Annotated in this window: 22 protein-coding genes; 17 read left to right on the top strand and 5 right to left on the bottom strand. The window is 71.4% G+C overall.

Going from position 1 to position 21,644, the window contains the following annotated elements; translation table 11 throughout:
• Positions 1-126 precede the first annotated feature (126 nt).
• Entirely contained in the window at positions 127-2,697 is a 2,571-nt protein-coding gene (locus tag ACK4LS_RS03675; protein ID WP_409713308.1) for a LuxR C-terminal-related transcriptional regulator, read from the bottom strand.
• A gap of 200 nt (positions 2,698-2,897) precedes the next feature.
• Between ACK4LS_RS03675 and miaB the strand changes: the two genes are divergently transcribed.
• From miaB to dapF, 4 genes are all read left to right on the top strand, one after another.
• The gene (gene miaB, locus ACK4LS_RS03670; protein ID WP_409713305.1) at positions 2,898-4,445 is read left to right on the top strand and encodes a tRNA (N6-isopentenyl adenosine(37)-C2)-methylthiotransferase MiaB; all 1,548 of its coding nucleotides are present in this window, start codon (positions 2,898-2,900) and stop codon (positions 4,443-4,445) included.
• Complete coding sequence (miaA, locus tag ACK4LS_RS03665; protein WP_409713301.1) at positions 4,442-5,371, top strand: tRNA (adenosine(37)-N6)-dimethylallyltransferase MiaA; 930 nt, start codon at positions 4,442-4,444, stop codon at positions 5,369-5,371. Before miaB ends, miaA begins: the two co-directional genes overlap by 4 nt.
• On the top strand, positions 5,368-5,832 hold the full coding sequence (locus ACK4LS_RS03660; protein WP_409713299.1) for a GNAT family acetyltransferase: 465 nt from the start codon (positions 5,368-5,370) through the stop codon (positions 5,830-5,832). The genes miaA and ACK4LS_RS03660 overlap by 4 nt, the downstream gene beginning before the upstream one ends.
• A 182-nt stretch (positions 5,833-6,014) precedes the next feature.
• Positions 6,015-6,869: a diaminopimelate epimerase gene (dapF, locus tag ACK4LS_RS03655; protein ID WP_409713296.1), complete on the top strand. Its 855-nt coding sequence runs from the start codon at positions 6,015-6,017 to the stop codon at positions 6,867-6,869.
• Positions 6,870-6,962: 93 nt separating this feature from the next.
• On the opposite strand, the gene ACK4LS_RS03650 is transcribed toward dapF, so the two are convergent.
• A complete protein-coding gene (locus tag ACK4LS_RS03650) occupies positions 6,963-7,607 on the bottom strand; it encodes a class I SAM-dependent methyltransferase (protein WP_409713293.1) in 645 nt (214 codons plus the stop codon).
• Positions 7,608-7,705: 98 nt separating this feature from the next.
• Here ACK4LS_RS03650 and hflX point away from each other — a divergent pair, with 98 nt between their 5' ends.
• Positions 7,706-9,223 carry a GTPase HflX gene (hflX, locus tag ACK4LS_RS03645; protein ID WP_409713291.1) on the top strand — a complete coding sequence of 506 codons (1,518 nt, stop codon included), beginning with the start codon at positions 7,706-7,708 and terminating at the stop codon, positions 9,221-9,223.
• A 141-nt stretch (positions 9,224-9,364) separates the two neighbouring features.
• Here the strand turns inward: hflX and ACK4LS_RS03640 are convergent, their stop codons facing one another.
• Both ACK4LS_RS03640 and lexA read right to left on the bottom strand, forming a co-directional pair.
• Positions 9,365-11,257, bottom strand: coding sequence for a S9 family peptidase (locus ACK4LS_RS03640; protein WP_409713288.1), 1,893 nt, complete (start codon positions 11,255-11,257; stop codon positions 9,365-9,367).
• Positions 11,258-11,390: 133 nt separating this feature from the next.
• The gene (lexA, locus tag ACK4LS_RS03635) at positions 11,391-12,080 is read right to left on the bottom strand and encodes a transcriptional repressor LexA (protein WP_409713285.1); all 690 of its coding nucleotides are present in this window, start codon (positions 12,078-12,080) and stop codon (positions 11,391-11,393) included.
• 258 nt (positions 12,081-12,338) lie between these two features.
• On the opposite strand from lexA, the gene ACK4LS_RS03630 reads away from it, so the two are divergent.
• From ACK4LS_RS03630 to ACK4LS_RS03605, 6 genes are read left to right on the top strand one after another with little or no spacing between them, the layout of a single operon-like run.
• A complete protein-coding gene (locus ACK4LS_RS03630; protein ID WP_409713282.1) occupies positions 12,339-12,689 on the top strand; it encodes a LysM peptidoglycan-binding domain-containing protein in 351 nt (116 codons plus the stop codon).
• A 45-nt stretch (positions 12,690-12,734) separates the two neighbouring features.
• Entirely contained in the window at positions 12,735-13,829 is a 1,095-nt protein-coding gene (locus ACK4LS_RS03625) for a histidinol-phosphate transaminase (protein WP_409713279.1), read from the top strand.
• Positions 13,826-14,440, top strand: coding sequence for an imidazoleglycerol-phosphate dehydratase HisB (hisB, locus tag ACK4LS_RS03620; RefSeq protein ID WP_409713276.1), 615 nt, complete (start codon positions 13,826-13,828; stop codon positions 14,438-14,440). Before ACK4LS_RS03625 ends, hisB begins: the two co-directional genes overlap by 4 nt.
• Entirely contained in the window at positions 14,437-15,087 is a 651-nt protein-coding gene (gene hisH, locus ACK4LS_RS03615) for an imidazole glycerol phosphate synthase subunit HisH (protein WP_409713274.1), read from the top strand. The genes hisB and hisH overlap by 4 nt, the downstream gene beginning before the upstream one ends.
• A 46-nt stretch (positions 15,088-15,133) precedes the next feature.
• On the top strand, positions 15,134-15,880 hold the full coding sequence (priA, locus tag ACK4LS_RS03610; RefSeq protein ID WP_409713271.1) for a bifunctional 1-(5-phosphoribosyl)-5-((5-phosphoribosylamino)methylideneamino)imidazole-4-carboxamide isomerase/phosphoribosylanthranilate isomerase PriA: 747 nt from the start codon (positions 15,134-15,136) through the stop codon (positions 15,878-15,880).
• A complete protein-coding gene (locus ACK4LS_RS03605) occupies positions 15,864-16,673 on the top strand; it encodes an SseB family protein (protein WP_409713268.1) in 810 nt (269 codons plus the stop codon). The genes priA and ACK4LS_RS03605 overlap by 17 nt, the downstream gene beginning before the upstream one ends.
• A gap of 194 nt (positions 16,674-16,867) precedes the next feature.
• Here the strand turns inward: ACK4LS_RS03605 and ACK4LS_RS03600 are convergent, their stop codons facing one another.
• Complete coding sequence (locus tag ACK4LS_RS03600) at positions 16,868-17,293, bottom strand: DUF1844 domain-containing protein (protein ID WP_409713265.1); 426 nt, start codon at positions 17,291-17,293, stop codon at positions 16,868-16,870.
• A 245-nt stretch (positions 17,294-17,538) separates the two neighbouring features.
• Here ACK4LS_RS03600 and infC point away from each other — a divergent pair, with 245 nt between their 5' ends.
• From infC to ACK4LS_RS03570, 6 genes are all read left to right on the top strand, one after another.
• On the top strand, positions 17,539-18,165 hold the full coding sequence (gene infC, locus ACK4LS_RS03595) for a translation initiation factor IF-3 (RefSeq protein ID WP_409713386.1): 627 nt from the start codon (positions 17,539-17,541) through the stop codon (positions 18,163-18,165).
• Positions 18,166-18,212: 47 nt separating this feature from the next.
• A complete protein-coding gene (rpmI, locus tag ACK4LS_RS03590; RefSeq protein WP_013583375.1) occupies positions 18,213-18,407 on the top strand; it encodes a 50S ribosomal protein L35 in 195 nt (64 codons plus the stop codon).
• A 29-nt stretch (positions 18,408-18,436) separates the two neighbouring features.
• Positions 18,437-18,820 (top strand): 50S ribosomal protein L20, encoded by a 384-nt coding sequence (gene rplT, locus ACK4LS_RS03585; RefSeq protein ID WP_063257942.1) that lies wholly within the window; start codon positions 18,437-18,439, stop codon positions 18,818-18,820.
• 102 nt (positions 18,821-18,922) lie between these two features.
• Positions 18,923-19,720, top strand: coding sequence for a TrmH family RNA methyltransferase (locus ACK4LS_RS03580; protein ID WP_409713260.1), 798 nt, complete (start codon positions 18,923-18,925; stop codon positions 19,718-19,720).
• Positions 19,721-19,795: 75 nt separating this feature from the next.
• A complete protein-coding gene (locus ACK4LS_RS03575) occupies positions 19,796-20,557 on the top strand; it encodes an amino acid ABC transporter ATP-binding protein (protein WP_409713257.1) in 762 nt (253 codons plus the stop codon).
• Between the two features lie 130 nt (positions 20,558-20,687).
• On the top strand, positions 20,688-21,590 hold the full coding sequence (locus ACK4LS_RS03570; protein ID WP_409713254.1) for a glutamate ABC transporter substrate-binding protein: 903 nt from the start codon (positions 20,688-20,690) through the stop codon (positions 21,588-21,590).
• Positions 21,591-21,644: the final 54 nt, after the last annotated feature.

Genomic DNA, 21,644 nt, shown 5'->3' with positions numbered 1-21,644 from the left:
CGCACGCATGCGCCGCCGCGCCTTGGCCGCGGCGCGGCGCGGCGCCGCGCTGCCGTGCCCTGGCCGCGGCTCCGGCTCCGGCTCCGGTGCCCTCGGTGTCGGTGCCGGCTCCCGCGCCTCCCGTGGTCAGGAGGGTGGGGCGCCGTCCGCGCCGGCGGTCGGCCCGCCCGGTGCCGCGGAGGTGGCGACCAGGTGACCGAGTTCGCGTCGAGACGCCGCCCCGACTTTCAGGCGTGCCTGGTACACGTGCGACTCGACGGTGCGGATCGACAGGAAGAGCCGTGCAGCGATCTGACGGTTGGTCAGTCCCTCGTCGGCCAGCAGGGCGATCTCGATCTCTCGAGCCGTGAGCTCCTCGGGGGCGTCGGTCGGCGACGTCGGACGGGGGAGCGATGGCAGCGAGGTCGTCGTTTCCGCCGGCGGGGGTGCATCCGCTGACCACAACGCGTGCAGGCGGAGCTCATCGACGGGGAGACACTCCTCCTCCCGCGTGTGCGCGGACGCCCGGCGGACGGCCTCGACGGCGAGGGGCAGATCGGTGGTGGCCGCCAGTTGGACCAGCTCGTCGATCTCGTGCGCTCGCGCTTCCTTGAGAGTCGCCAGCCGGAAGAGATCGCGGATGCGCAGGGCAGCGGCCGAGCTCCCGCGCGTGAACTCGGCCGTGGCACGAGCGGCGGCACGTGCCTCACTCCAACGGCCCTCCACGGCGAGGATGGTGGTTTCGACGTAGAGGAGCCCGCGACACACGATCGGGGCGCCGCGACCATCGATTCGAGCCAGGATCGTGCGAGCCTCCGCCAGCCGGCCCGCCATGGCGAACTCGTCGGCGACCCCGAGCTCGATCATCGTCGCATCGGGCCCGGAGACCGTCGCTCCCTCTCGCGTGAGCGCGGACATCAGCTCACGCTGCGACTCGGTCGGTCGCCCCGCGCCCGCGAAGGAGATGGCCGCGGCCGCTCCGACCAATGTCAGATCCGTCGGTTCCCCTTCGCGAGCCGACGTCGCGATCTCCCGCTCCAGCCGCCGATGCACGGCGGCGCCGTCGGCGCCGGCGATCTGATGCGCGCCGAGCAGGAACATCACCGCCGCGAGGCGGTCGCGGGTCCCGATCCCGTCGGGCCGCTGACGAGCGTCCAGGATCGCCTCGGCGCGGCGGTTGTGGTGCTGCGACGCGCGCCATCGGCCGCGCATCGCCTCCGCGGTCCCGGCGGCGATCAGGGCCTTGAGATGCGCCGCGGTGGATGCCGAGGTCTCGCTGACGGCGCGCGCGGCGGCCTCCGTCGCCCTCGCGGCATCCAACTGAGCGAGGGCGTGCGCCATGTCGGCGAGCAGGGTCTCGACGCGGGCGTCGGCTTCCGCCACGGCGCCCACGTCGTCGCTTGCGCCCGCCCGGCGTGCGAGCGGCCGGGCGAGCCGCCGACGCGCCTGCATGTCGTCGGCGGCTTCCCACGGCGAGCCCTGTCGGCAGGCGAGCGCCGCTTCGAGATGGAGCGCCGGGTCGTCGATCGCCTTGAGCCCGCGCGCGGCGTGCGCGGCCGCGTGCGCGAGGTCGCCGCGGTCGTTCGCGTCGCGGGCTGCGTGGAGAGCGACGCGCGCACGGACGCGGGGCGGGTACGCCGCCTCGCCCGAGGCCTCCGTGCCGAGGCGGTGCCAGCGCTCCGAGACGGCGACGGCGAGGGGGTGGCTCCACCACTCATCGGCCTCGGCGAGCATCCGCGTCGCGGCGGTCTCGATCATCGCGTCCACGTGCTCTCCGCCGAGTTGACGATGAGCTTCCTGCGCGACGAGCTCGTTGGCGGTCAGGCGCCGGTCGGCGGAGGTGTCGGCGTGCAGCAGGCCGCTGACGAGCAGAGCGCCCACGATCTCGGCGTCGAACAACCGTGTCGCGGCGGCGCGTTCGAGGTGACGCAGTCGGCGCACCCCCGCCAGGCACTCCAGATCGGGGCGGGGGATGTCCGAGACGTGCCGTTCGAGCGCGACCGCCAGCCGACTGTGCCGGGGGATCGATCCGAGCGCCGCGAGGGGGTCCTTGCCCGCCCGAGCCGTGGCCGTGGCCTCCAGGATGAGTTGGCGCAGCAGTGTGCGCGACCCGTCGGCACGCCATACCAACCCGGCACGGGTGGCGCTGTCGAGCAGATGCGCATCGGGGAAGAGGTCGATCAGACCCCCTGCGTCGTCGTCGCCCAGCTCTGCCAGGTCGATCCGGCGCAGGAGCCCGTCGAGCCAGAGGTCGAGCACCGTACGTCGCACCTCGCCGGAGTCGTCCGGTCGCTCGCCGGCACGCGCGCGGGCGGTCCGGAGGGCGAGGATCACGGTCACACGGCGCGACGCGACGGCACGCGCGAGCGCGTGCGTCGAGGCGACGTCCAGCGCGTCGACGTCGTCGATCACGACGACTCCGCTCACCGCGGCGGCCAGCGGGCGCCGACTCAGATCCGTCAGTTGCTCGTCGCCGATCGCGTCGAGGGCCCCATACGGCACCGCTGACAGCGAGGTGGCGGGACGGACCAGCGCCCGTAGCGCATCGTGCCGCTCCAGTTCCGCGGCGACGGCCCGCAGCAGGTAGCTCCGACCGCTGCCCCGCGGTCCCGCGATGACGAACGACGTCCCGGCCCGCGCACGATCGGCGAGCAATCCGGCATCCCGGTCCGTTCCGATCAGGCGCTTCGCCCACTCGTTCGACGGCTGTGTCCGCATGTCTTCTCCCCCCGAAGCACCCGCGACGACGCGGGTCACGACATGTCCCCCAAACTACCTACGCGGCACACGGGAACGCGTCTCGGAAACGAAGAATCCAGCCCGATTCGCGCCAAGGGTCCTTCGCCGACCGACGACGCGCACGCGCGGTCGCGTCCCCGTGCCCACGGGGGGAACCGCCGTTTAGACTTGCTCGCATCATGACGACCCCCGTTTTCACCCCGGCGCTCATCGCGCCCTCCGCCGCCGCCCAGGGCGTCGCGGGGGCGCGCACGTACGAAGTCCGCACTTTCGGATGCCAGATGAACGTGCACGATTCGGAGCGACTGTCGGGCTCGCTCGAGAGCGCGGGTTACGTGCGCGCCGAAGCGGGGTCGGAGGCCGACGTCGTCGTCATCAACACGTGCGCCGTGCGCGACAACGCGGCGGGCAAGCTCTACGGCACGCTCGGCCACCTCAAGTCCCGCAAGGACGCACGCGCCGGCATGCAGATCGCCGTCGGCGGCTGCCTGGCGCAGATGGACAAAGAGGCGGTGCAGCAGAAGGCGCCGTGGGTCGACGTGGTCTTCGGCACGCACAACATGGGTTCGCTGCCGGGCATGCTCGAACGAGCGCGTCACAACGGCGAAGCCGAACTCGAGATCCTCGAGTCGCTCGAGATCTTCCCCTCGACGCTGCCGACCAAGCGCGACTCGGTGCACAGCGGCTGGGTGTCGATCTCGGTCGGGTGCAACAACACCTGCACGTTCTGCATCGTCCCCAGCCTCCGCGGCAAGGAGAAGGACCGCCGTCCGGGCGACATCCTGAACGAGATCCGTCTTCTCGTCGACGACGGCGCCATCGAGGTGACCCTGCTCGGTCAGAACGTCAACTCCTACGGGGTCGAGTTCGGCGATCGCCTGGCCTTCGGCAAGCTGCTCCGCGCGGCCGGAGAGATCGACGGCCTCGAGCGCATCCGTTTCACCAGCCCCCATCCCGCGGCGTTCACCGACGACGTCATCGCGGCGATGGCCGAGACGCCCGCCGTCATGCCGCAACTGCACATGCCGTTGCAGTCGGGCTCCGACCGCATCCTCAAGGCGATGCGCCGGTCGTACCGCAGCGAGAAGTTCATCGGCATCCTGGACCGTGTGCGCGCGCGCATCCCGTTCGCCGCGATCACGACCGACATCATCGTCGGGTTCCCCGGCGAGACCGACGAGGACTTCGAAGAGACCATGCGGGTCGTCGAGGCGTCGCGTTTCTCGAGCGCCTTCACCTTCCAGTACTCCGTCCGCGCGGGCACTCCCGCCGCCACCATGGCCGATCAGGTTCCCAAGGCCGTCGTGCAGGAGCGCTACGAGCGCCTGACCGCCCTGCAGGAGCGCATCTCGATCGAGGAGAACCAGAGGCAGCTCGGCCGCACGCTCGAGGTGCTCGTCTCCGCGGGCGAAGGCAAGAAGGATGCCGAGACCCACCGCCTCACGGGCCGCGCCGAAGACAACCGCCTGGTGCACTTCGAGGTGCCCGCCGGCTCCGCCGTCCCCCGCCCGGGCGACGTGGTCTCGGTCACCGTGACGCACGCGGCGCCCTTCCACCTGCTCGCCGACGCCCCGGACGGAGGCGCGCTGCGCATCCGTCGCACGCGAGCCGGCGACGCGTGGGACCGCGCGCAGGCCGAGTCCTGCGCGGTCCCGACTCCCGCGGGGGAGGCGGGTGCTCCCCGCTCCGTCTCGCTGGGTCTGCCCACGCTCCGCGTCGGCGTGTGACCCCGACTCTCTGGGCGGTCGTCGGTGCCACCGGCACCGGCAAGACCGCTCTCTCGCTCGATCTCGCCGACGCTCTCGCCGCGCGCGGACGCCCCGCCGAGATCGTCAACTCCGACGCGATGCAGCTGTACCGCGGCATGGACATCGGAACGGCCAAGGTCCCCGTCGCCGAGCGGCGCGGCATCCCCCATCATCTTTTCGACGCGCTCGCGGTGACCGACGAGGCCGCGGTGGCGTGGTACCAGGATGCCGCCCGCGCGGCCATCGACGAGATCCACGGCCGAGGAGCCCATGCGATCCTCGTCGGCGGGTCGGGGCTGTACGTCTCGGGCGTGCTGTGGGACTTTCGCTTCCCGCCGCGCGACGAGGCGTTGCGTGCCCGGCTCGAGGCGGACCTCGAGCGGGAGGGCAGCGGGGCGCTGTTCGCCCGCCTCCGCGAGGCGGACCCGCAGGCGGCGGAGCGCATCGATCCGCGCAACGGCCGACGTGTCGTGCGCGCGCTCGAGGTGCTCGCTCAGGGGGGTGAGACGCACGGCGGCGCCCTTCCGGAGGCGCCGGTGCTGTGGCATCCCTCCACCCGCATCCTCGCGACCCACGTCGATCGTGAGCAGCTCGTGCCGATGCTCGACGCCCGTGTCGAGAGGATGTGGGCGGCGGGCCTCGTCGACGAGGTCGAGACGCTGCGCGGCGAGGGCCTCGAGCGCGGCGTGACCGCGGGGCGCGCCATCGGCTACGCGCAGGCCCTGGCTCAGTTGCGCGGCGAGATGACACGCGAGGAGGCGGTGGCCGAGACGCAGGCGCTCACGCGTCGCTACGCGCGCCGTCAGGTGTCGTGGTTCCGCCGGTACGGCTCGGCCACGACGGTCGACGCGCGAACGGTGGGTGCCGCCCACCTCGCCCGCGCGGCGGAGGAGGACGGATCGTGACCCTCACCGTGCGCGCTTTCGCGACGGCCGACGAGGACGCCGTCGTGGCGCTCTGGGAGGAGGCGGGACTGACCCGTCCCTGGAACGACCCGCACGCCGACATCCGCCGCAAGCTCGCCGTGCAGCCGGAGCTGTTCCTCGTCGCGGTCGACGGCAGCCGGGGCGGCGATGAGATCGTCGGGAGCGTGATGGCCGGATACGACGGGCATCGCGGGTGGCTCTCCTACCTGGCCTCGGCGCTCTCGCACCGCGGGCGGGGGATCGGGCGAATGCTCGTCACCGAGGCCGAACGCCTGCTGGAGGAGATGGGCTGCCCGAAGGTGCAGCTCATGGTGCGCCCTGACAACGTCGGCGCCCGCGGGTTCTACGAGGCGCTCGGCTACGAGCCGTTCGAGATCTGGGCGACGGGCAAACGGTTGATCGTCGACGGCCCGGGTCCGGCCGCCGGCCCCCTGCCCTGACCCGGGTCGCGGTCGCAGCCCGGACGGCGGGACGCGCTCGCACCCGTCTCCGCGCCGCCGCCGCGGGCCGCCCGCCCCGTCCCCGCGGTCCCGGATCCGAGCCGGCGCCGCGCCCACCGCGCCCGAGCGGGCTCGTGGAACGACCGGCCGGGGCGGCGCACGTCGCTCCCTAGACTGGACATATGGCGACTCTCGCGTTCACCAAGGGCCACGGCACGGGCAACGACTTCGTGGTGGTGGCCGACCCCGACGGCGAACTCGACCTCTCCGACGCCCAGATCGCGGCGCTCTGCGACCGGCACTTCGGTATCGGCGCCGACGGCCTGCTGCGCGTCGTGCGCTCGGCGGCGATCGGCGAGGGCGCCGATGCGGCGGCATCCGGGGCCGAGTGGTTCATGGACTACCGCAACGCCGACGGCTCGAAGGCCGAGATGTGCGGGAACGGGACGCGCGTCTTCGCCCGCTACCTCGACGACACCGGCCTCGCCACGATCGACGGGGGCCTGCGCATCGGCACCCGTGCCGGCGTCAAGACGCTCACCCGCAGCGACCGCGGCTTCGAGGTCGACCTCGGCGCGTTCACGGTGGATGCCGACGAGACCCTCGTCCGCGCGAAGGGACTGCCCGTCGCCCGCCCCGGGGTGGGCATCGACGTGGGGAACCCGCACGTCGTCGTCGCGCTGTCGTCGGAGGCTGAGCTCGAGGGTCTCGACCTCACGTATCAGCCGGTGCTCGACCCCGCTCCGCGCCACGGCGCGAACGTGGAGTTCGTGGTGCCGGCGGATCCGCTCGTGCGCGACGGCGTGGGGGCGATCCGCCTGCGCGTGTTCGAGCGCGGTGTGGGCGAGACGCTCAGCTGCGGCACGGGCGTGGCCGCTGCGGCGCTCGCCGTGCGCCACTGGGCCGGCGTCGCCGCCCCCGACCACTGGATCGTCGACACCCCGGGCGGCACGCTGGGCGTGCGCGTGGCCGAGGGCCGCGTCTTCCTGTCCGGTCCCGCGTCTCTGGTGTTCACGGGCGAGGTCGCGCTCAGCTGAGCCCGCAGCCGCAGCCGCAGCCGCAGCCTGCGGCGGTCGCGGAGCCCGCGGCCGGGCGGACACGGGCGAGCGGGCGGCAACCCGTGGCGCGCGTCAGGGGATGATGTCGATGAGCTCGCTCGGCGGGGAGCCGTGGCGGCGCACCCGGAGCACGCGATACCCGCGACCCGTGGCGGCACGCTGCACGCCGTAGCCGTCGGGGAAGGTCGCGGCGAGCCAGCGCTGCAGGGAGTCGGAGCCGAGGTTGCGCTGCACGACGAACCAGCCGTCGCTGCGTTCGGAGAGACGGGGGATCCAGTGCTCCAGCATGCCGTGCAGCTCGTTCTTGCCCACGCGGATCGGCGGGTTCGAGCGGATCGTGCGGAACGACACGTCGTCGGGAACATCCTCGGGGCGCACGGCGTTGATGTTGGTGAGGCCGAGCGACTCGGCATTGCGCCTCACGAGATCGAGAGCCCGCTCGTTGACGTCGACCGCCCACACGGTCGCGTGCGGTGACGCGAGCGCCAGCGACATCGAGATCGGACCCCACCCGCACCCCAGGTCGAGGAAGTGCCCGCCGGCGGGAGGGGGAGGCGTATGGGCGAACAACACCGACGTGCCGGCATCCAGGCGATCCGGACTGAAGACACCGCCCGCCGTGACGACCTCGAGTTCACGACCGGCGAGCGTCACACGGATGCGGCGGAGCTGTTCGGGACTCGACGGCGACGCGCTGAAATAGTGCTCGCTCCCCATCCCCTCAGGATATCCGACCGCGGCGATGACCGCCGGGCCGGATAAAGTGCCAGAACATCAGCGAACCGCGGGGATCGACCCGCGACCGAAAGGATCCCATGACCGAACAGACCACACCCCCGAGCACCGACGCGTCGCCGGTCGATCCGGTGGACCGCGTGCTCACGCGCGCCGAAGCGCACCGCGGGGTCCGGGTCTTCGGTGCGGCGCAGGCTCTGCAGGACTCCACGACGGCGTACGGCGGCGACTCCGACGGCGACCAGTGGGATCGCGAGGAGCGCGCCGCGCTCCGCCGCGTCGCGGGGCTCTCCACCGAGCTCGAGGATGTCACCGAGGTCGAGTACCGCCAGCTGCGCCTCGAGAACGTCGTGCTCGTCGGCGTGCACCCGCAGGGCGAGCAGGCGGATGCCGAGAACTCGTTGCGCGAACTCTCCGCCCTCGCAGAGACGGCGGGAGCCGTCGTGCTCGACGGCGTGCTGCAGCGTCGACCCCACCCCGATCCGGCCACCTACGTCGGTCGGGGCAAGGCGGCGGAGCTGCGCGACATCGTCGCCGCCGTCGGCGCCGACACCGTGATCGCCGACACCGAGCTCGCCCCGAGCCAGCGTCGAGCGCTCGAGGACGTCGTCAAGGTGAAGGTGATCGACCGCACCACGGTGATCCTCGACATCTTCAGCCAGCACGCGAAGAGCCGCGAGGGCAAGGCCCAGGTCGAGCTCGCCCAGCTCGAGTACCTCCTCCCGCGTCTGCGCGGATGGGGTGACTCGATGTCGCGGCAGGCCGGTGGACAGGTCGGTGCCGGCGGCGCCGGTATGGGCTCGCGCGGCCCCGGTGAGACGAAGATCGAGCTCGATCGCCGTCGCATCCGCACGAAGATGGCGCTGCTGCGCAAGCAGCTGCGTGACTTCGCGCCCGCGCGCGAGGCCAAGCGCGCCGAGCGCAAGCGCCACGTCATCCCCTCGGTGGCGATCGCCGGGTACACGAACGCCGGCAAGTCGAGCCTGCTCAACCGCCTCACCAGCGCGGGCGTGCTCGTCGAGAACGCACTGTTCGCAACCCTGGATGCCACGGTCCGCCGCTCCGAGACCACCGACGGGCGCGTCTACACGCTGACCGACACGGTCGGCTTCGTGCGCAACCTCCCGCACCAGCTCGTGGAGGCGTTCCGCTCGACGCTCGAGGAGGTCGGCGACGCCGACGTCATCCTGCACGTCGTCGACGCCTCGCACCCCGATCCGGCCGCGCAGCTCATGACGGTGCGCGACGTGATGGGCGATGTCGACGCCGACTTCGGACACGAGATCGTCGTCTTCAACAAGGCCGACCTCGTGAGCGAGGACGAGCGGCTCGTGCTGCGCGGGCTGGCCCCCGACGCGAGGTTCGTCTCGTCGCGCACCGGCGAGGGCATCGAGGAGCTGCGCGCGGCCATCGAGGACGCCCTGCCGCTCCCCGCGGTCGAGGTGCAGGCGGTGGTCCCGTACGACCGCGGCGACCTCGTGTCGGCCGTGCACGAGAGCGGCCTCATCGTCGCTCAGGAGCACCGCGAGCAGGGCACGTTCCTGCACGCGCACGTGGGGGCGCGCCTCGCGGCCGAGCTGGCGGCGTTCGCCTCCTGATCCGCGGCTCTCGGGCCCCGTCGACGTCCCGTCGGCGGGGCCCTTCGCTTTCGCGGGGGAGGGGCGGTCGCGCGGGACCGCCGCACCGGGGAAGGCGCCGTTCCCACGTCCACCCGTTGGGGTCGACGCGTGCCCGACCTCTCAGCCGAGGTCGAGTGGGGCGATCCCCGGGGTGTCGAATCCGAAGACCGCGCCGAGGAATCCGAGCTCGCGCTGCAGCGAGTCGATCACCGTGTCGGAGCGGCGGAACCCGTGGCCCTCGCCCTCGTACAGCACGTACGCGTGCGGCACGCCGTGCGCGGTGAGGGCGTCGCGGATGGCCTCGGCCTGCGACGGGGGCACGACGCGGTCCTCCGACCCCTGCAGGATGAGCAGGGGGACGCGGAAACGCTCCGGGTGGGTGAGCGGAGACCTCTCGAGGTAGACCGCCTCGGCCTCGGGCAGGGGCCCGATGAGGCCGTCGAGATACCGGGCCTCGAAGTCGTGCGTGTCTTCCGCCAACGCGCGGGCGTCGCCGACGCCGTAGCGCGAGATCCCGGCCGAGAACACCTCGGTGGTGGTCACTGCCGCGAGGACCGTCCAGCCGCCCGCCGAGCCTCCCGCGATCGCGAGGCGCGCGGGGTCGGCCAGGCCGGCCTCGGCGAGAGCGGATGCCGCGGCGGCGACGTCGTCGACGTCGACCACGCCCCACTGACCCTTCAGACGATCGCGGTACGCGCGACCGTACCCGGTCGAGCCCCCGTAGTTGACGTCGAGGACGCCGATGCCACGACTGGTGAAGAACGCCGCCTTCGCCGTGGGAGCGGGTCCCACGTGCGACGTGGGGCCGCCGTGCACCAGCACCACGTACGGGGGGCGCTCGCCCTCGGGGGCCGTCGCGTCGGGGTTGGTCGGGCCGTACGCGAAGGCGTGCACCGTGCCGTGGGGCCCCTCCGTCTCGAGGGCGCGCGCCGTCGGCATCCATTCATCGCCCCAGGCTCCGGAGCCACCCGTGACGAGCTCGACGGTGCCCGCGTCGAGATCGAGGATCCAGAGGCCGGATCGGCCACCGGCGTCGGTGCCCGAGACGATCACGCGATGACCGCGCACGTCGTCGACGGCGGAACCGGCGACCGTCGGCACGTCGAGCGGTCGTACCCCCGAGGGGGCGATCTCGACGATCTCGTCGCCGCCGTGCGTGCGGACGGCGACGATCCGCCCGTCGTCGGTGGCGGCGAACCAGCGCGTCCCGAGCACCCACAGCCCGCCTCCGGTGTCGGCGTCCGCCGCGGCGACCGGCTGCGGCTCGCCGCCGAGCAGGACGCGGTAGAGGTTCCATCGGCCGTCGGGGTCGTCGGCGTAGAGCAGTTCGTCATCGGCGATCCAGACCGGTTGCAGCGGAGCGCGATGCTCGCCGCCGGCGATCTCACGCACCTCCCGCGTGTCGAGGTCGGCGACGCGGATCGCGGTGGCGTCCCACGGCATGTCGGGGTGGTTCCACGCGACCCAGGCGAGGCGGCGGCCGTCGGGTGACAGAGCGGGCTGAGCGAGGAAGTCGCTGCCGTCGGCGAGGACGTCGACCGCTGCCGAATCGTCGGTCGCGATGCGGACGATCGCCCGCGCCGGCACGCGCGCGGTTCCGTGCGTCTCGCGCACGGCCAGGAGGACGCCGTGCTCCCAGCGCAGGCCGCCGTGGCGCACGGCGTCGTCGGCGGGCGTCAGCGGGCGCGCGGTTCCACCGGGTCGCAGGGCGTAGACGCGCTGATCGGTCTTCTCGACGTAGTAGAGCTCGCCGTCGTCGGACGCCGTCCACGCCCCGCCGCCGTACTCGTGGACGGCCGAGCGGGCGTTGGCCGGGGCGGGCAGCACGGTGTCGACGACGCCATCTGTGCGCCGGCGCTTGACGGCGACGCGCCCCGCCTCGCTCGGCACCGACTCGCCCCACCAGACCTCGCCCCCGACGAAGCGGGCGCCGTCGACGCGCGGAGACGACTGCGACACCGACTCCGCGGTGAGAGGGGAGGGCCAGGAACCGTAGGGGAGCGTGTTCGCCATGCCTCCAGCCTAGGGAGGGGCTCCGACATGCGCCCGGGGCTCGCGGATGCCGTGCGCGCGGCGTACGCCGCCGGAACGACGAAAGCCGGATGCCACCTCGCGGCGGCCATCCGGCTCGAGTCGGCGTGCGGGGTCAGACGGCCCGCAGGACCGCGACCACTCGCCCGAGCACCACGGCGTCGTCGCCGAGGATGGGTTCGAACGCACTGTTGCGGGGCAGAAGCCACGTGTGGCCATCGCGGCGACGGAAGGTCTTGACGGTGGCCTCGCCGTCGAGCATCGCGGCGACGATCTCGCCGTTCTCGGCGTTCGCCTGCGAGCGGATGACGACCCAATCGCCGTCGCAGATGGCGGCGTCGATCATCGAGTCGCCCGACACCTTGAGCATGAACAGCTCACCCTTGCCGACGAGCTGACGGGGGAGGGGGAAGATCTCCTCCACCTGCTGGTCGGCGGTGATGGGCACACCGGCGGCGATGCGACCGACGAGCGGCACCAGGGCGGCGTCGCCGAGGGCGGGGGCGGTGTCCGCGGGGTTCTCGGCGGCCGCGCCGGGCAGGTCGATCAGCACCTCCATCGCGCGCGTCTTGCCGGGGTCGCGACGCAGGTAGCCGCTCAGCTCCAACTGGTTCAGCTGGTGCGTGACGCTCGACAGCGACTTCAGACCCACGGCGTCGCCGATCTCGCGCATGCTCGGCGGATAGCCGTGACGCGCGATGGAGCGCTGGATCACCTCGAGGATCGCGAGCTGCTTGTCGCTGAGGTTCTTGCGCCGCCGGGTCTGCGGCCGTTCGCGGCCGGCGGCGGTCGTCGCGTCGGTCATCTGAGCTCCCCTCGCGCCGCGGAACGTGCGGCGGAAATTCGAATGTCGGAGGTTGGTGATGAGGTCTCCGTGTCGAAACCGTATCCGGTGGACGACCCGAATGACACGGAGCCCCGCGCGTGTCGCGTTCGATTGGTCTCCTACTCCCGCGGTGTTGACACCCGCACAGTATCGAAGATAGATTCGGAATACAGATTCGCACCACCGCCCTCCCGGCCGAGGGTGGGGTGCGAATCTCTCCCCACCAAGGAGCACACCATGAGCAGCATCGCCTTCACCGCCCCGACCACCCGCCTGCGCATCACCGCGCGCGGACGCCGCGTCTTCGCGTTCCTGGTCTCCCTTCCCCTCGTCGCCGCCCTCGCGGTGGCCGTCGTCGGAGGGGGCGCAGCCCTCGCGTCGGGAGAGCTCGGCGCTCCCGCCGGGTCCTTCACCGAGGTCACCGTGATGAGCGGCGACACCCTCTGGTCCATCGCCGAAGATCTGGCGCCCGCCGCCGACCCGCGCGACGTCGTCGCGGAGATCACGCGTCTGAACGCCCTGCCGGGTGGCTCGGTCACCGCGGGTCAGCGCATCGCGATCCCCGCCGAGTACGCGCCCGCGAGCTGATCACGACCCCGTTCGCGTGAGCCGGCGGCCCACTCGCCGCCTACGATGGGTGAGGTGACCGTACGCCTCGACGACCTCCCTCTTCGCGACGATCTGCGGGGTATGACCCCCTACGGAGCCCCGCAGGCCGCGCTGCCCGTGGCGCTCAACGTGAACGAGAACACGCATCCGGTTCCGTCCGAGGTCGCCGATGACATCCTCGATGCCGTCGCCCGAGCGCTGCGCGACGTCAATCGCTACCCCGACCGGGAGTTCACGGGCCTGCGCGAGGCCTTCGCGCAGTACCTCGGGCACGGCTTGAACCCCGAACAGATCTGGGCCGCGAACGGCTCGAACGAGGTTCTGCAGCACATCCTGCAGGCGTTCGGCGGCCCCGGCCGCACCGCCATGGGCTTCGCGCCGACGTACTCGATGTACCCGATCCTCACCCGCGCGACCGGTGCCCGGTGGGTCGCCGGCGCGAGGGATCACGATTTCACGCTCAGCGCGGAGTCGGCCGCTGCGCAGGTACGCGAGCAGCGCCCCGACGTCGTCTTCCTCTGCGCCCCCAACAACCCCACGGGGACGCCCCTGCGCCTCGACGTGATCGAGGCCGTGTACGACGCGACCGACGGGATCGTGATCGTCGACGAGGCCTACGAGGAGTTCGCCCCGCGCGACGAGCCCTCCGCCGTCTCGCTTCTGCCGGGCCGACCCCGCCTGGTCGTCTCGCGCACGATGAGCAAGGCGTTCGCCTTCGCCGGTGCGCGGGTGGGCTACTTGGCCGCCGACCCGGCGTTCGTCGACGCTCTGCGTTTAGTGCGCCTGCCCTACCACCTGAGCGCCCTGACCCAGGCGGCCGCGACGGCGGCCCTCGGCCACGCCGACACGATGCTGTCGATGGTCGACGAGATCGTCGCGCAACGCGACCGCATCTCGGCGACCGTGGCGGCCCTCGGGTACACCGCACACGAGTCCTGGACGAACTTCGTGCTCTTCGGCGGTGTCGACGACCCGGCCGCCACGTGGAAGGCGCTGTACGACCGCGGCGTGCTCATCCGCGACGTCGGCATCCCGCACCACCTTCGCGTCTCGGCAGGAACGGCCGACGAGACCACTGCGTTCCTTGACGCCCTCGCCTCGATAGGATCCCGATCATGACAGGCCCCGCCTCGCCCCGCACCGCCTCGATCACGCGCGAGACGAGCGAATCCCGCGTCGAGCTCGAGCTCGATCTCGACGGTCGCGGCGCCAGCGACATCTCCACCAGCGTGCCCTTCTTCGACCACATGCTGACGGCGTTCGCCAAGCACTCGCTCACCGATCTGCGCGTCCGCTCCACGGGCGACACGCACATCGATGCGCACCACACCGTCGAAGACACCTCGATCGTCCTCGGTCAGGCGATCCGGCAGGCGTTGGGCGACAAGTCGGGGATCGCCCGGTACGGCGACGCGCTGGTCCCGCTCGACGAGGCGCTCGCGCAGGCCGTGGTCGACATCAGCGGTCGCCCCTACCTCGTCCACACCGGCGAGCCGGCGGGCTTCGAGCACCACCTCATCGGCGGCCACTTCACCGGCTCGCTGGTGCGCCACTCGTTCGAGGCCGTCTCGATCCACGCCGGCCTCACCGTGCACGTTCGCGTGCTGGGCGGGCGCGACCCGCACCACATCGCCGAGGCCGAGTACAAGGCGCTCGCTCGCGCCTTCCGTCAGGCCAAGGCCCTCGACCCCCTCGTCGACGGCGTCCCCAGCACCAAGGGTGCGCTGTGACGGCCAAGCCCGTCGTCGCCGTGTTCGACTACGGCTCCGGCAACGTCCATTCGGCCGTGAAGGCGCTCGTCGAGGCCGGAGCGGACGCACGACTGACCTCCGACCGCACCCTGCTGCTCGAGGCCGACGGACTCCTCGTTCCCGGGGTCGGCGCGTTCAGCGCCGTGATGGGCGCCCTGAACACCAGCCGCGGCGGCGAGATCGTCGACCGACGTCTCGCCGGCGGTCGTCCGGTGCTCGGCATCTGCGTCGGCATGCAGGTGATGTTCGAGCGGGGCGTCGAGCGCGGCGCCGACACGCCCGGACTGGGGGAGTGGCCCGGCACGGTGGCCGAACTGGCCGCCCCGGTTCTGCCGCACATGGGCTGGAACACGGTCACGCCGGGACAGGGGTCGCGCCTCTTCGACGGCATCGAGCGGGAGCGCTTCTACTTCGTGCACTCCTACGCGGCGCAGGACTGGTCGCTCGAGGTGACCCCGCCGTTCCCCGAGCCGACGCTGACCTGGTGCACCTACGGCGCCCCCTTCCTCGCCGCCGTCGAGAACGGCCCCCTCTCGGCCACCCAATTCCACCCCGAGAAGTCGGGCGAGGCCGGCATCCGGTTGCTCGCCAATTGGATCGACGGCCTGCGCACGACTACTGTGTGACCTCGTGCCCAGGCACGGCGAGATGCGCCGAGGGGTGCGAGGAGCCATGAACGATTTCGCGTCCACGCCCGAACTTGTGCTGCTTCCCGCGGTCGACGTGGCCGGCGGCAAGGCCGTCCGCCTGACCCAGGGAGAGGCCGGTACCGAGACCAGCTACGGCGACCCCGTCGAGGCGGCCGCCGACTTCGCCCGTCAGGGTGCGCAGTGGATCCACCTCGTCGACCTCGACGCGGCTTTCGGTCGCGGCAGCAACGCCAGCGTCATGCGCAAGGTCATCAAGCAGGTCAAGGGTGTGCAGGTGGAGCTCTCGGGCGGCATCCGCGACGACCGCTCGCTCGAGGCGGCCCTCGAGAGCGGTGCGAGCCGCATCAACCTCGGCACCGCCGCTCTGGAGAACCCCGAGTGGGCGGCCGACGTGATCAACCGCTACGGCGACGCGATCGCCGTCGGCCTCGACGTGCGTGGCACGACCCTCGCCGCCCGGGGCTGGACCCGCGACGGCGGCGACCTGTGGACGGTGCTCGACCGCCTCGAAGACGCCGGGTGCAGTCGTTACGTCGTCACCGATGTGACCAAGGACGGCACGCTCCGCGGCCCCAACATCGACCTGTTGCGCGAGATGACCCAGCGCACTCCGAAGCCGATCGTCGCCTCGGGCGGGGTGTCGAGCCTCGACGACATCGTCGCCCTGCGCGACCTCGTGCCGCTGGGCGTCGAGGGAGCCATCGTCGGCAAGGCACTCTACGCGGGGCAGTTCACCCTCGCCGAGGCGCTGGATGTCGCCGGGCACTGACGGCCCGCACGGGGGTGGCCCTCACGATCACGGGCACCACGCCGACTCGGCCGGCGTCCCCTGGGAGGGGCGACGGTTCGAGTCGAATCCCCACTCCGGCGACGACGGCTCGGCCGACCCGGCCCTGCTGGCCGCGCTCGTCGCATTCCGCACGGACGACGGCGACGCGCGCGCCGTCATCGACGCCTACCGCACGGCGCGCCTGCTGATCCCGCTCGTCGCCGAGAAGGGCGACCACGGCGTCGGAGCCCACGGTCTCGAGGTCGACAAGACGCAGGAGCTGTCGATCGTGACGGTCGCCGCCCCCGACGGCCGCAAGGTGCTGCCCGTGTTCACGTCGGTGGCCGCTCTGCAGACCTGGGATGCCACGGCCCGCCCCGTGCCGGCCGACGGGCGTCGCACGGCACTGGCGGCGGCGTCGGAGGACACCGAGCTCATCGTCATCGATCCCGCGTCGGAGACGGAGTTCGTCATCCGGCGTCCCGCGGTCTGGGCGATCGCCCAGGGGGAGTCGTGGGAGCCCGCGCACACCTCGCCCACGGTCTTCACCGGCCTGCAGGAGAGCATCTCCGGTGAGCTCGCGGTGCTGGACCTCGCCGTCCAGCCCGGTGATCCCACCGGGCGCCTCCGCGGCCCCGAGCTGGTGGTTCACCTCCAGCTGATGTCGGGGCTGGAGCAGGAGGAGCTGGATGCCGTGCTCGCACGCCTCGCGCGCCGGTGGGCCGCAGACGACCGCGTCGCGGTGCTGGTGGATTCCCTGACGGTGAAACTCCACCGCAGCACCGACGCCTGACCCGCCCGCCGCGGCGCCGGGGGCGCGCGACCGTGCCGGGACAGGCGATCGTTCGCGAACAGGACCGCGGCGTGGCGGTACGGCCAGTTCTCGTGGCATCCCCTGTTCTCGTGGGGTGCCGGGGGGGGCGGATGCCGGCGCCTCGCGTCGATCGCGGAAGGGCACCGGGTCGCCGGAGCCCCAGGACGAACGACTCAGGTGACGGGACCCGTCCACTTCTCGCCCGGCCCCTTGCCGATCGGATCGGGGATGACGGAGGCCTCGCGGAATGCGAGCTGCAGCGACCTCAGCCCGTCGCGCAGCGACCGCGCGTGCATGTCGCTGATCTCGGGGGCCCCGGCGGTGATGAGCCCGGCGAGGGCGTTGATGAGCTTGCGGGCCTCGTCGAGGTCGACCTGCTGGCCCGGGTCGTCGGCCAGGCCGGTCTTCACGGCGGCGGCGCTCATGAGGTGCACCGCGGCGGTCGTGATGACTTCGACGGCGGGAACGTCGGCGATGTCGCGGGTCGCGGAGGCGGATGCGCGCTCCTGCTCCTCCCACCGGGCGAGACGCTCGTCCTCGCCTCCGTGGCGGTGCGCGGAGTGGTCGTCGGCGGGCTGGTCGGAGGGGATCGTGTCCACGTGAATCTCTCTGCTAGACTGTGGCGGGCTTCGGAGTGTTTCACTCCGTACGAAAGAGGATCACATCCCACCCGCGCTTGCCGCTCCAGGCTACCGGGTTCCCGCACTCCGCTCCGTGTTCCACGGGGTCGCCAGGGTGCAGAAGCCGGTGCCGACAGCACCGTGCCGGGTGGCGTGTCTCTCCTCTTCGCCCGCGATTCCGATGGATCGCGGCGGCCACCACCCGCATAAAAGAGGAGTTCCGCATCAGCGATCCCCGCACCAACGAGCGCATCCGAGTCCCGGAGGTCCGTCTCGTCGGACCCAACGGCGAGCAGGTCGGCATCGTCCGAATCGAAGCTGCGCTGCGCCTGGCCCAGGAAGCGGACCTCGACCTGGTCGAGGTTGCGCCGAGCTCGAAGCCGCCCGTGGTCAAGATCATGGACTACGGCAAGTTCAAGTACGAGGCCGCTCAGAAGGCCAAGGAGACGCGCCGTAACCAGGCGAACACGGTCCTGAAAGAGGTCCGGTTCCGCCTGAAGATCGAGGCGCACGACTACATCACCAAGCTCAAGCGCGCCGAGGGCTTCCTCCAGGCGGGCGACAAGGTCAAGGCGATGATCCTGTTCCGCGGTCGCGAGCAGTCGCGCCCCGAGCAGGGTGTGCGCCTGCTCCGCAAGTTCGCGGAAGACGTCGCCGAGTTCGGCACCGTCGAGTCCAACCCCACGATCGACGGCCGCAACATGGTGATGGTGGTCGCTCCTCACAAGAACAAGTCCGAGGTCAAGACCGAGCAGAACGCGCAGCGCGCGGCCAACCGCGAGGCAGCGCGCAGCGCTGCCCGTGGCGACTCGGGAGCCGACGACGAAGCTGCTCCGGCGCCCGCCGAGTAAGCCCCCCTGACTCCCGCTCCGCCGGGAACACCAACGAAGGAAGACAGATGCCGAAGCAGAAGACCCACTCGGGCGCCAAGAAGCGTTTCAAGTTGACCGGTAGCGGCAAGCTCATGAAGCAGCAGGCCGGCATGCGGCACAACCTCGAGGGCAAGGCCTCCAAGCGCACCCGTCGCCTGAACCAGGAGCAGGTCCTGGCCAAGGGTGACTCCAAGGTCGCCAAGAAGCTCCTCGGCCTCTGAGCGCCGACGCACGTTAGGAAAGAACAGAAATGGCTAGAGTCAAGCGGGCAGTAAACGCTCACAAGAAGCGTCGCGTCATCCTCGAGCGCGCCTCCGGTTACCGCGGACAGCGTTCGCGCCTGTACCGCAAGGCGAAGGAGCAGGTCACCCACTCGCTCGTCTACGCGTACCGCGACCGTCGCAAGCGCAAGGGCGACTTCCGTCGTCTGTGGATCCAGCGCATCAACGCCGCGAGCCGCCAGAACGGCCTCACGTACAACCGCTTCATCCAGGGCCTCGGCCTCGCGGGTGTGCAGGTCGACCGTCGCATGCTCGCCGAGCTCGCCGTGAACGAGCCGGCCGTGTTCGCTTCGCTCGTCGCGACCGCGAAGGCTGCGCTGCCCAGCGACGTCAACGCCGCGAAGACCGCGTAAGACACGTTCTCGGCGAACGGGCGTCCTCTTCGGAGGGCGCCCGTTTCGTCGTTCCTGCGCGGCATCCCGGGGTGCATGCCGGGGGCGTCATACACTGGGGTCGTGCTGGAGAACCCCCGTTCGCCGCGGGTGCGCGCCGTGGCCAAGCTCAGCAAACGCGCCGCTCGACAGGAGACCGGCCTGTTCCTGCTCGAGGGCCCGCAGGCCGCCCGCGAGGCCTTGGCCTGGGCTCCGGAGACGGTGCGGGAGCTGTACGCGACGCCGACGGCGATGGAGAAGCACACCGACGTGCGCGACGCCGCCGAGGCCGCCGGTGTCGACCTGCGGTACACGACCGAGGCCGTGCTCGACGCGATGGCCGACACCGTCACGCCGCAGGGCATCGTCGCCGTCGCGCGACAGTCGCCGACGGCCCTGAAGGACGTGCTCGCATCGGGGCCGCGTCTCATCGCGATCTGCGAAGAGGTGCGCGACCCCGGCAACCTCGGCACGATCATCCGGGCCGCGGATGCCGCCGGTGCCGACGCCGTGATCCTGACCGGCCGCACGGTCGACCCGTACAACCCCAAGGTCGTGCGCTCCACGACCGGCTCGCTGTTCCACGTGCCCGTGGTGGTCGACCTCGAGCTGGCCGACGTGGTCGGGCGCGTGCACGAGGCGGGCCTGCGCGTGGTCGCCGCCGACGTTGAGGGTGACGACTTCCTGGCCTCCCGCGACCTCCTCGCCGAGCCCACCGCGTGGCTGTTCGGTAACGAGGCGCGGGGTCTCGACGAGCCCGCCCTCGCGCACGCCGACCTGGCGCTGCGCCTGCCGATCTACGGCCGCGCGGAGTCGCTCAACCTCGCCACGGCCGCGAGCGTGTGCCTCTACGAGACGGCGTTCGCGCAGCGCGCGCGCTGAGACCGGCTGTTACAGAACGGTTAAGGCCTGCGCGGGAATGTGGTCGCCCGCCCATCACCCTCATAGGGTGATCACATGGCATCCGTTCCCCCGGCGATTCCCGAGCCCCTGGTCGTCGTGTCCGACGTGCAGAAGCACTACGGCCAGTTCCAGGCCCTGAAAGACATCGACCTGACCGTCGACCGCGGCGAGGTCGTCGTGGTGATCGGCCCCTCGGGGTCGGGGAAGTCCACGCTCTGCCGAACCATCAACCGTCTCGAGACCATCACGAGCGGTTCGATCACCATCGACGGCAAGGAGCTTCCCAAAGAGGGGAAGGGCCTGGCCGAGCTGCGTGCCGACGTCGGCATGGTGTTCCAGTCGTTCAACCTCTTCGCGCACCTGACGATCCTCGAGAACGTCACGCTCGGGCCGATCAAGGTCCGCAAGATGAAGAAGGCGGATGCCGAGAAGGAGGCGCGCGCGCTTCTGGACCGCGTGGGCGTCGGACACCAGGCCGACAAGCTGCCCGCCCAGCTCTCCGGCGGTCAGCAGCAGCGCGTCGCGATCGCGCGCGCGCTCGCGATGAAGCCGAAGGTGATGCTGTTCGACGAGCCCACCTCGGCCCTCGACCCCGAGATGATCAACGAGGTGCTCGACGTGATGGTCGGCCTCGCCGCCGACGGCATGACGATGATCGTCGTCACCCACGAGATGGGCTTCGCCCGGAAGGCCGCCAACCGCGTGGTCTTCATGGCCGACGGCCAGATCGTGGAGCAGGCGGCTCCGGAGCAGTTCTTCACCCACCCCGAGTCCGACCGGGCGAAAGACTTCCTCTCCAAGCTCATCACCCACTGACGCTTCCTCGACGGCGATGAACGAGGAGGTTCTCCCGCCGACCGCATCCCGACCGTTCCCCCCGGTCGATCTCGCGCGCCGTCGTCACCGACCCTTATCCGCACAGCACACGTAACCAAGGAGACATCACATGCGTAAGACACGTTTTCTCGCCGGCGCGAGCATCGTCGCCGCCGGCCTGCTGGCCCTGACGGCCTGCAACAGCGGCACCCCCGGAGCCGCTCCCGGTGCCGAGGGCGACGGAGCCGACACCACTCAGCTGTGGGAGGTCGCCTCCGACGTCTCGCTCGACGGCAGCCCCACGTACGAGCGCATGGTCTCTGCCGACAAGGTCGTCGTCGGCGTGAAGGAGGACCAGCCCGGTCTCGGTTTCAAGGACCCGGTGAGCAACGAGCGCGGTGGCTTCGACGTCGAGATCGCCCAGTGGATCGCAGCTTCGCTCGGCTTCGACGCCGACCAGATCGAGTACAAGACGATCCCCTCCGCCAACCGCGAGCAGGAGCTCGTGAACGGCAACATCGACTACTACGTCGGCACCTACTCCATCACCGACAAGCGCAAGGAGTCGATCGACTTCGCCGGCCCGTACCTGATCACCGGTCAGGGCCTGCTCGTCGCCGCCGACAACGAGGACATCACCAGCCCCGACGACCTCGCGGGCAAGATCGTCTGCTCGGTGACCGGCTCGACGCCGCTCCAGCGCATCCGCGACGAGTACGCCCCGGGCGACACCGTCGAGTACGACACCTACACGCAGTGCCTCGAGCAGCTGCGCGCCGGTTCCGTCGACGCCGTGACCACCGACCAGGCGATCCTCGCCGGGTACGTGGCGCAGGAGCCCGAGGCGTTCAAGATCGCCGGCGACACCTTCAGCGAGGAGCGCTACGGCGTGGGCCTGCCCAAGGGCGACACCGTGCTGAAGGACCACATCAACACCCTCTTCAACGACGGTGGCGACGTGTGGACGGCCCTGTTCGACAAGAACCTGGCTCCCTCCGGCATCAAGGGCGAGCAGCCCACCGCCGACGAGTGATCCGTTCGGGGGCGGCGCGATCGCGTCGCCCCCGAATCCCGTTCTCCGATCTAA

It is taken from the genome of Microbacterium sp. (genome assembly GCF_046295495.1).
GTDB lineage: Bacteria > Actinomycetota > Actinomycetes > Actinomycetales > Microbacteriaceae > Microbacterium.
This window is presented reverse-complemented; position numbering and strand designations above follow the sequence as displayed.

Excerpts from the sequence above, each read along its gene's own strand:
- rplT (WP_063257942.1), top strand. The coding sequence starts at position 18,437 with ATGGCTAGAGTCAAGCGGGCAGTAAACGCTCACAAGAAGCGTCGCGTC.
- dapF (WP_409713296.1), top strand. The coding sequence starts at position 6,015 with ATGGCGACTCTCGCGTTCACCAAGGGCCACGGCACGGGCAACGACTTC.
- ACK4LS_RS03570 (WP_409713254.1), top strand. The coding sequence starts at position 20,688 with ATGCGTAAGACACGTTTTCTCGCCGGCGCGAGCATCGTCGCCGCCGGC.
- priA (WP_409713271.1), top strand. The coding sequence starts at position 15,134 with ATGAACGATTTCGCGTCCACGCCCGAACTTGTGCTGCTTCCCGCGGTC.
- ACK4LS_RS03630 (WP_409713282.1), top strand. The coding sequence starts at position 12,339 with ATGAGCAGCATCGCCTTCACCGCCCCGACCACCCGCCTGCGCATCACC.
- lexA (WP_409713285.1), bottom strand. The coding sequence starts at position 12,080 with ATGACCGACGCGACGACCGCCGCCGGCCGCGAACGGCCGCAGACCCGG.
- miaB (WP_409713305.1), top strand. The coding sequence starts at position 2,898 with ATGACGACCCCCGTTTTCACCCCGGCGCTCATCGCGCCCTCCGCCGCC.
- ACK4LS_RS03605 (WP_409713268.1), top strand. The coding sequence starts at position 15,864 with ATGTCGCCGGGCACTGACGGCCCGCACGGGGGTGGCCCTCACGATCAC.
- hflX (WP_409713291.1), top strand. The coding sequence starts at position 7,706 with ATGACCGAACAGACCACACCCCCGAGCACCGACGCGTCGCCGGTCGAT.
- ACK4LS_RS03650 (WP_409713293.1), bottom strand. The coding sequence starts at position 7,607 with ATGGGGAGCGAGCACTATTTCAGCGCGTCGCCGTCGAGTCCCGAACAG.
- ACK4LS_RS03675 (WP_409713308.1), bottom strand. The coding sequence starts at position 2,697 with ATGCGGACACAGCCGTCGAACGAGTGGGCGAAGCGCCTGATCGGAACG.
- rpmI (WP_013583375.1), top strand. The coding sequence starts at position 18,213 with ATGCCGAAGCAGAAGACCCACTCGGGCGCCAAGAAGCGTTTCAAGTTG.
- ACK4LS_RS03575 (WP_409713257.1), top strand. The coding sequence starts at position 19,796 with ATGGCATCCGTTCCCCCGGCGATTCCCGAGCCCCTGGTCGTCGTGTCC.
- hisB (WP_409713276.1), top strand. The coding sequence starts at position 13,826 with ATGACAGGCCCCGCCTCGCCCCGCACCGCCTCGATCACGCGCGAGACG.
- ACK4LS_RS03640 (WP_409713288.1), bottom strand. The coding sequence starts at position 11,257 with ATGGCGAACACGCTCCCCTACGGTTCCTGGCCCTCCCCTCTCACCGCG.
- ACK4LS_RS03625 (WP_409713279.1), top strand. The coding sequence starts at position 12,735 with ATGGGTGAGGTGACCGTACGCCTCGACGACCTCCCTCTTCGCGACGAT.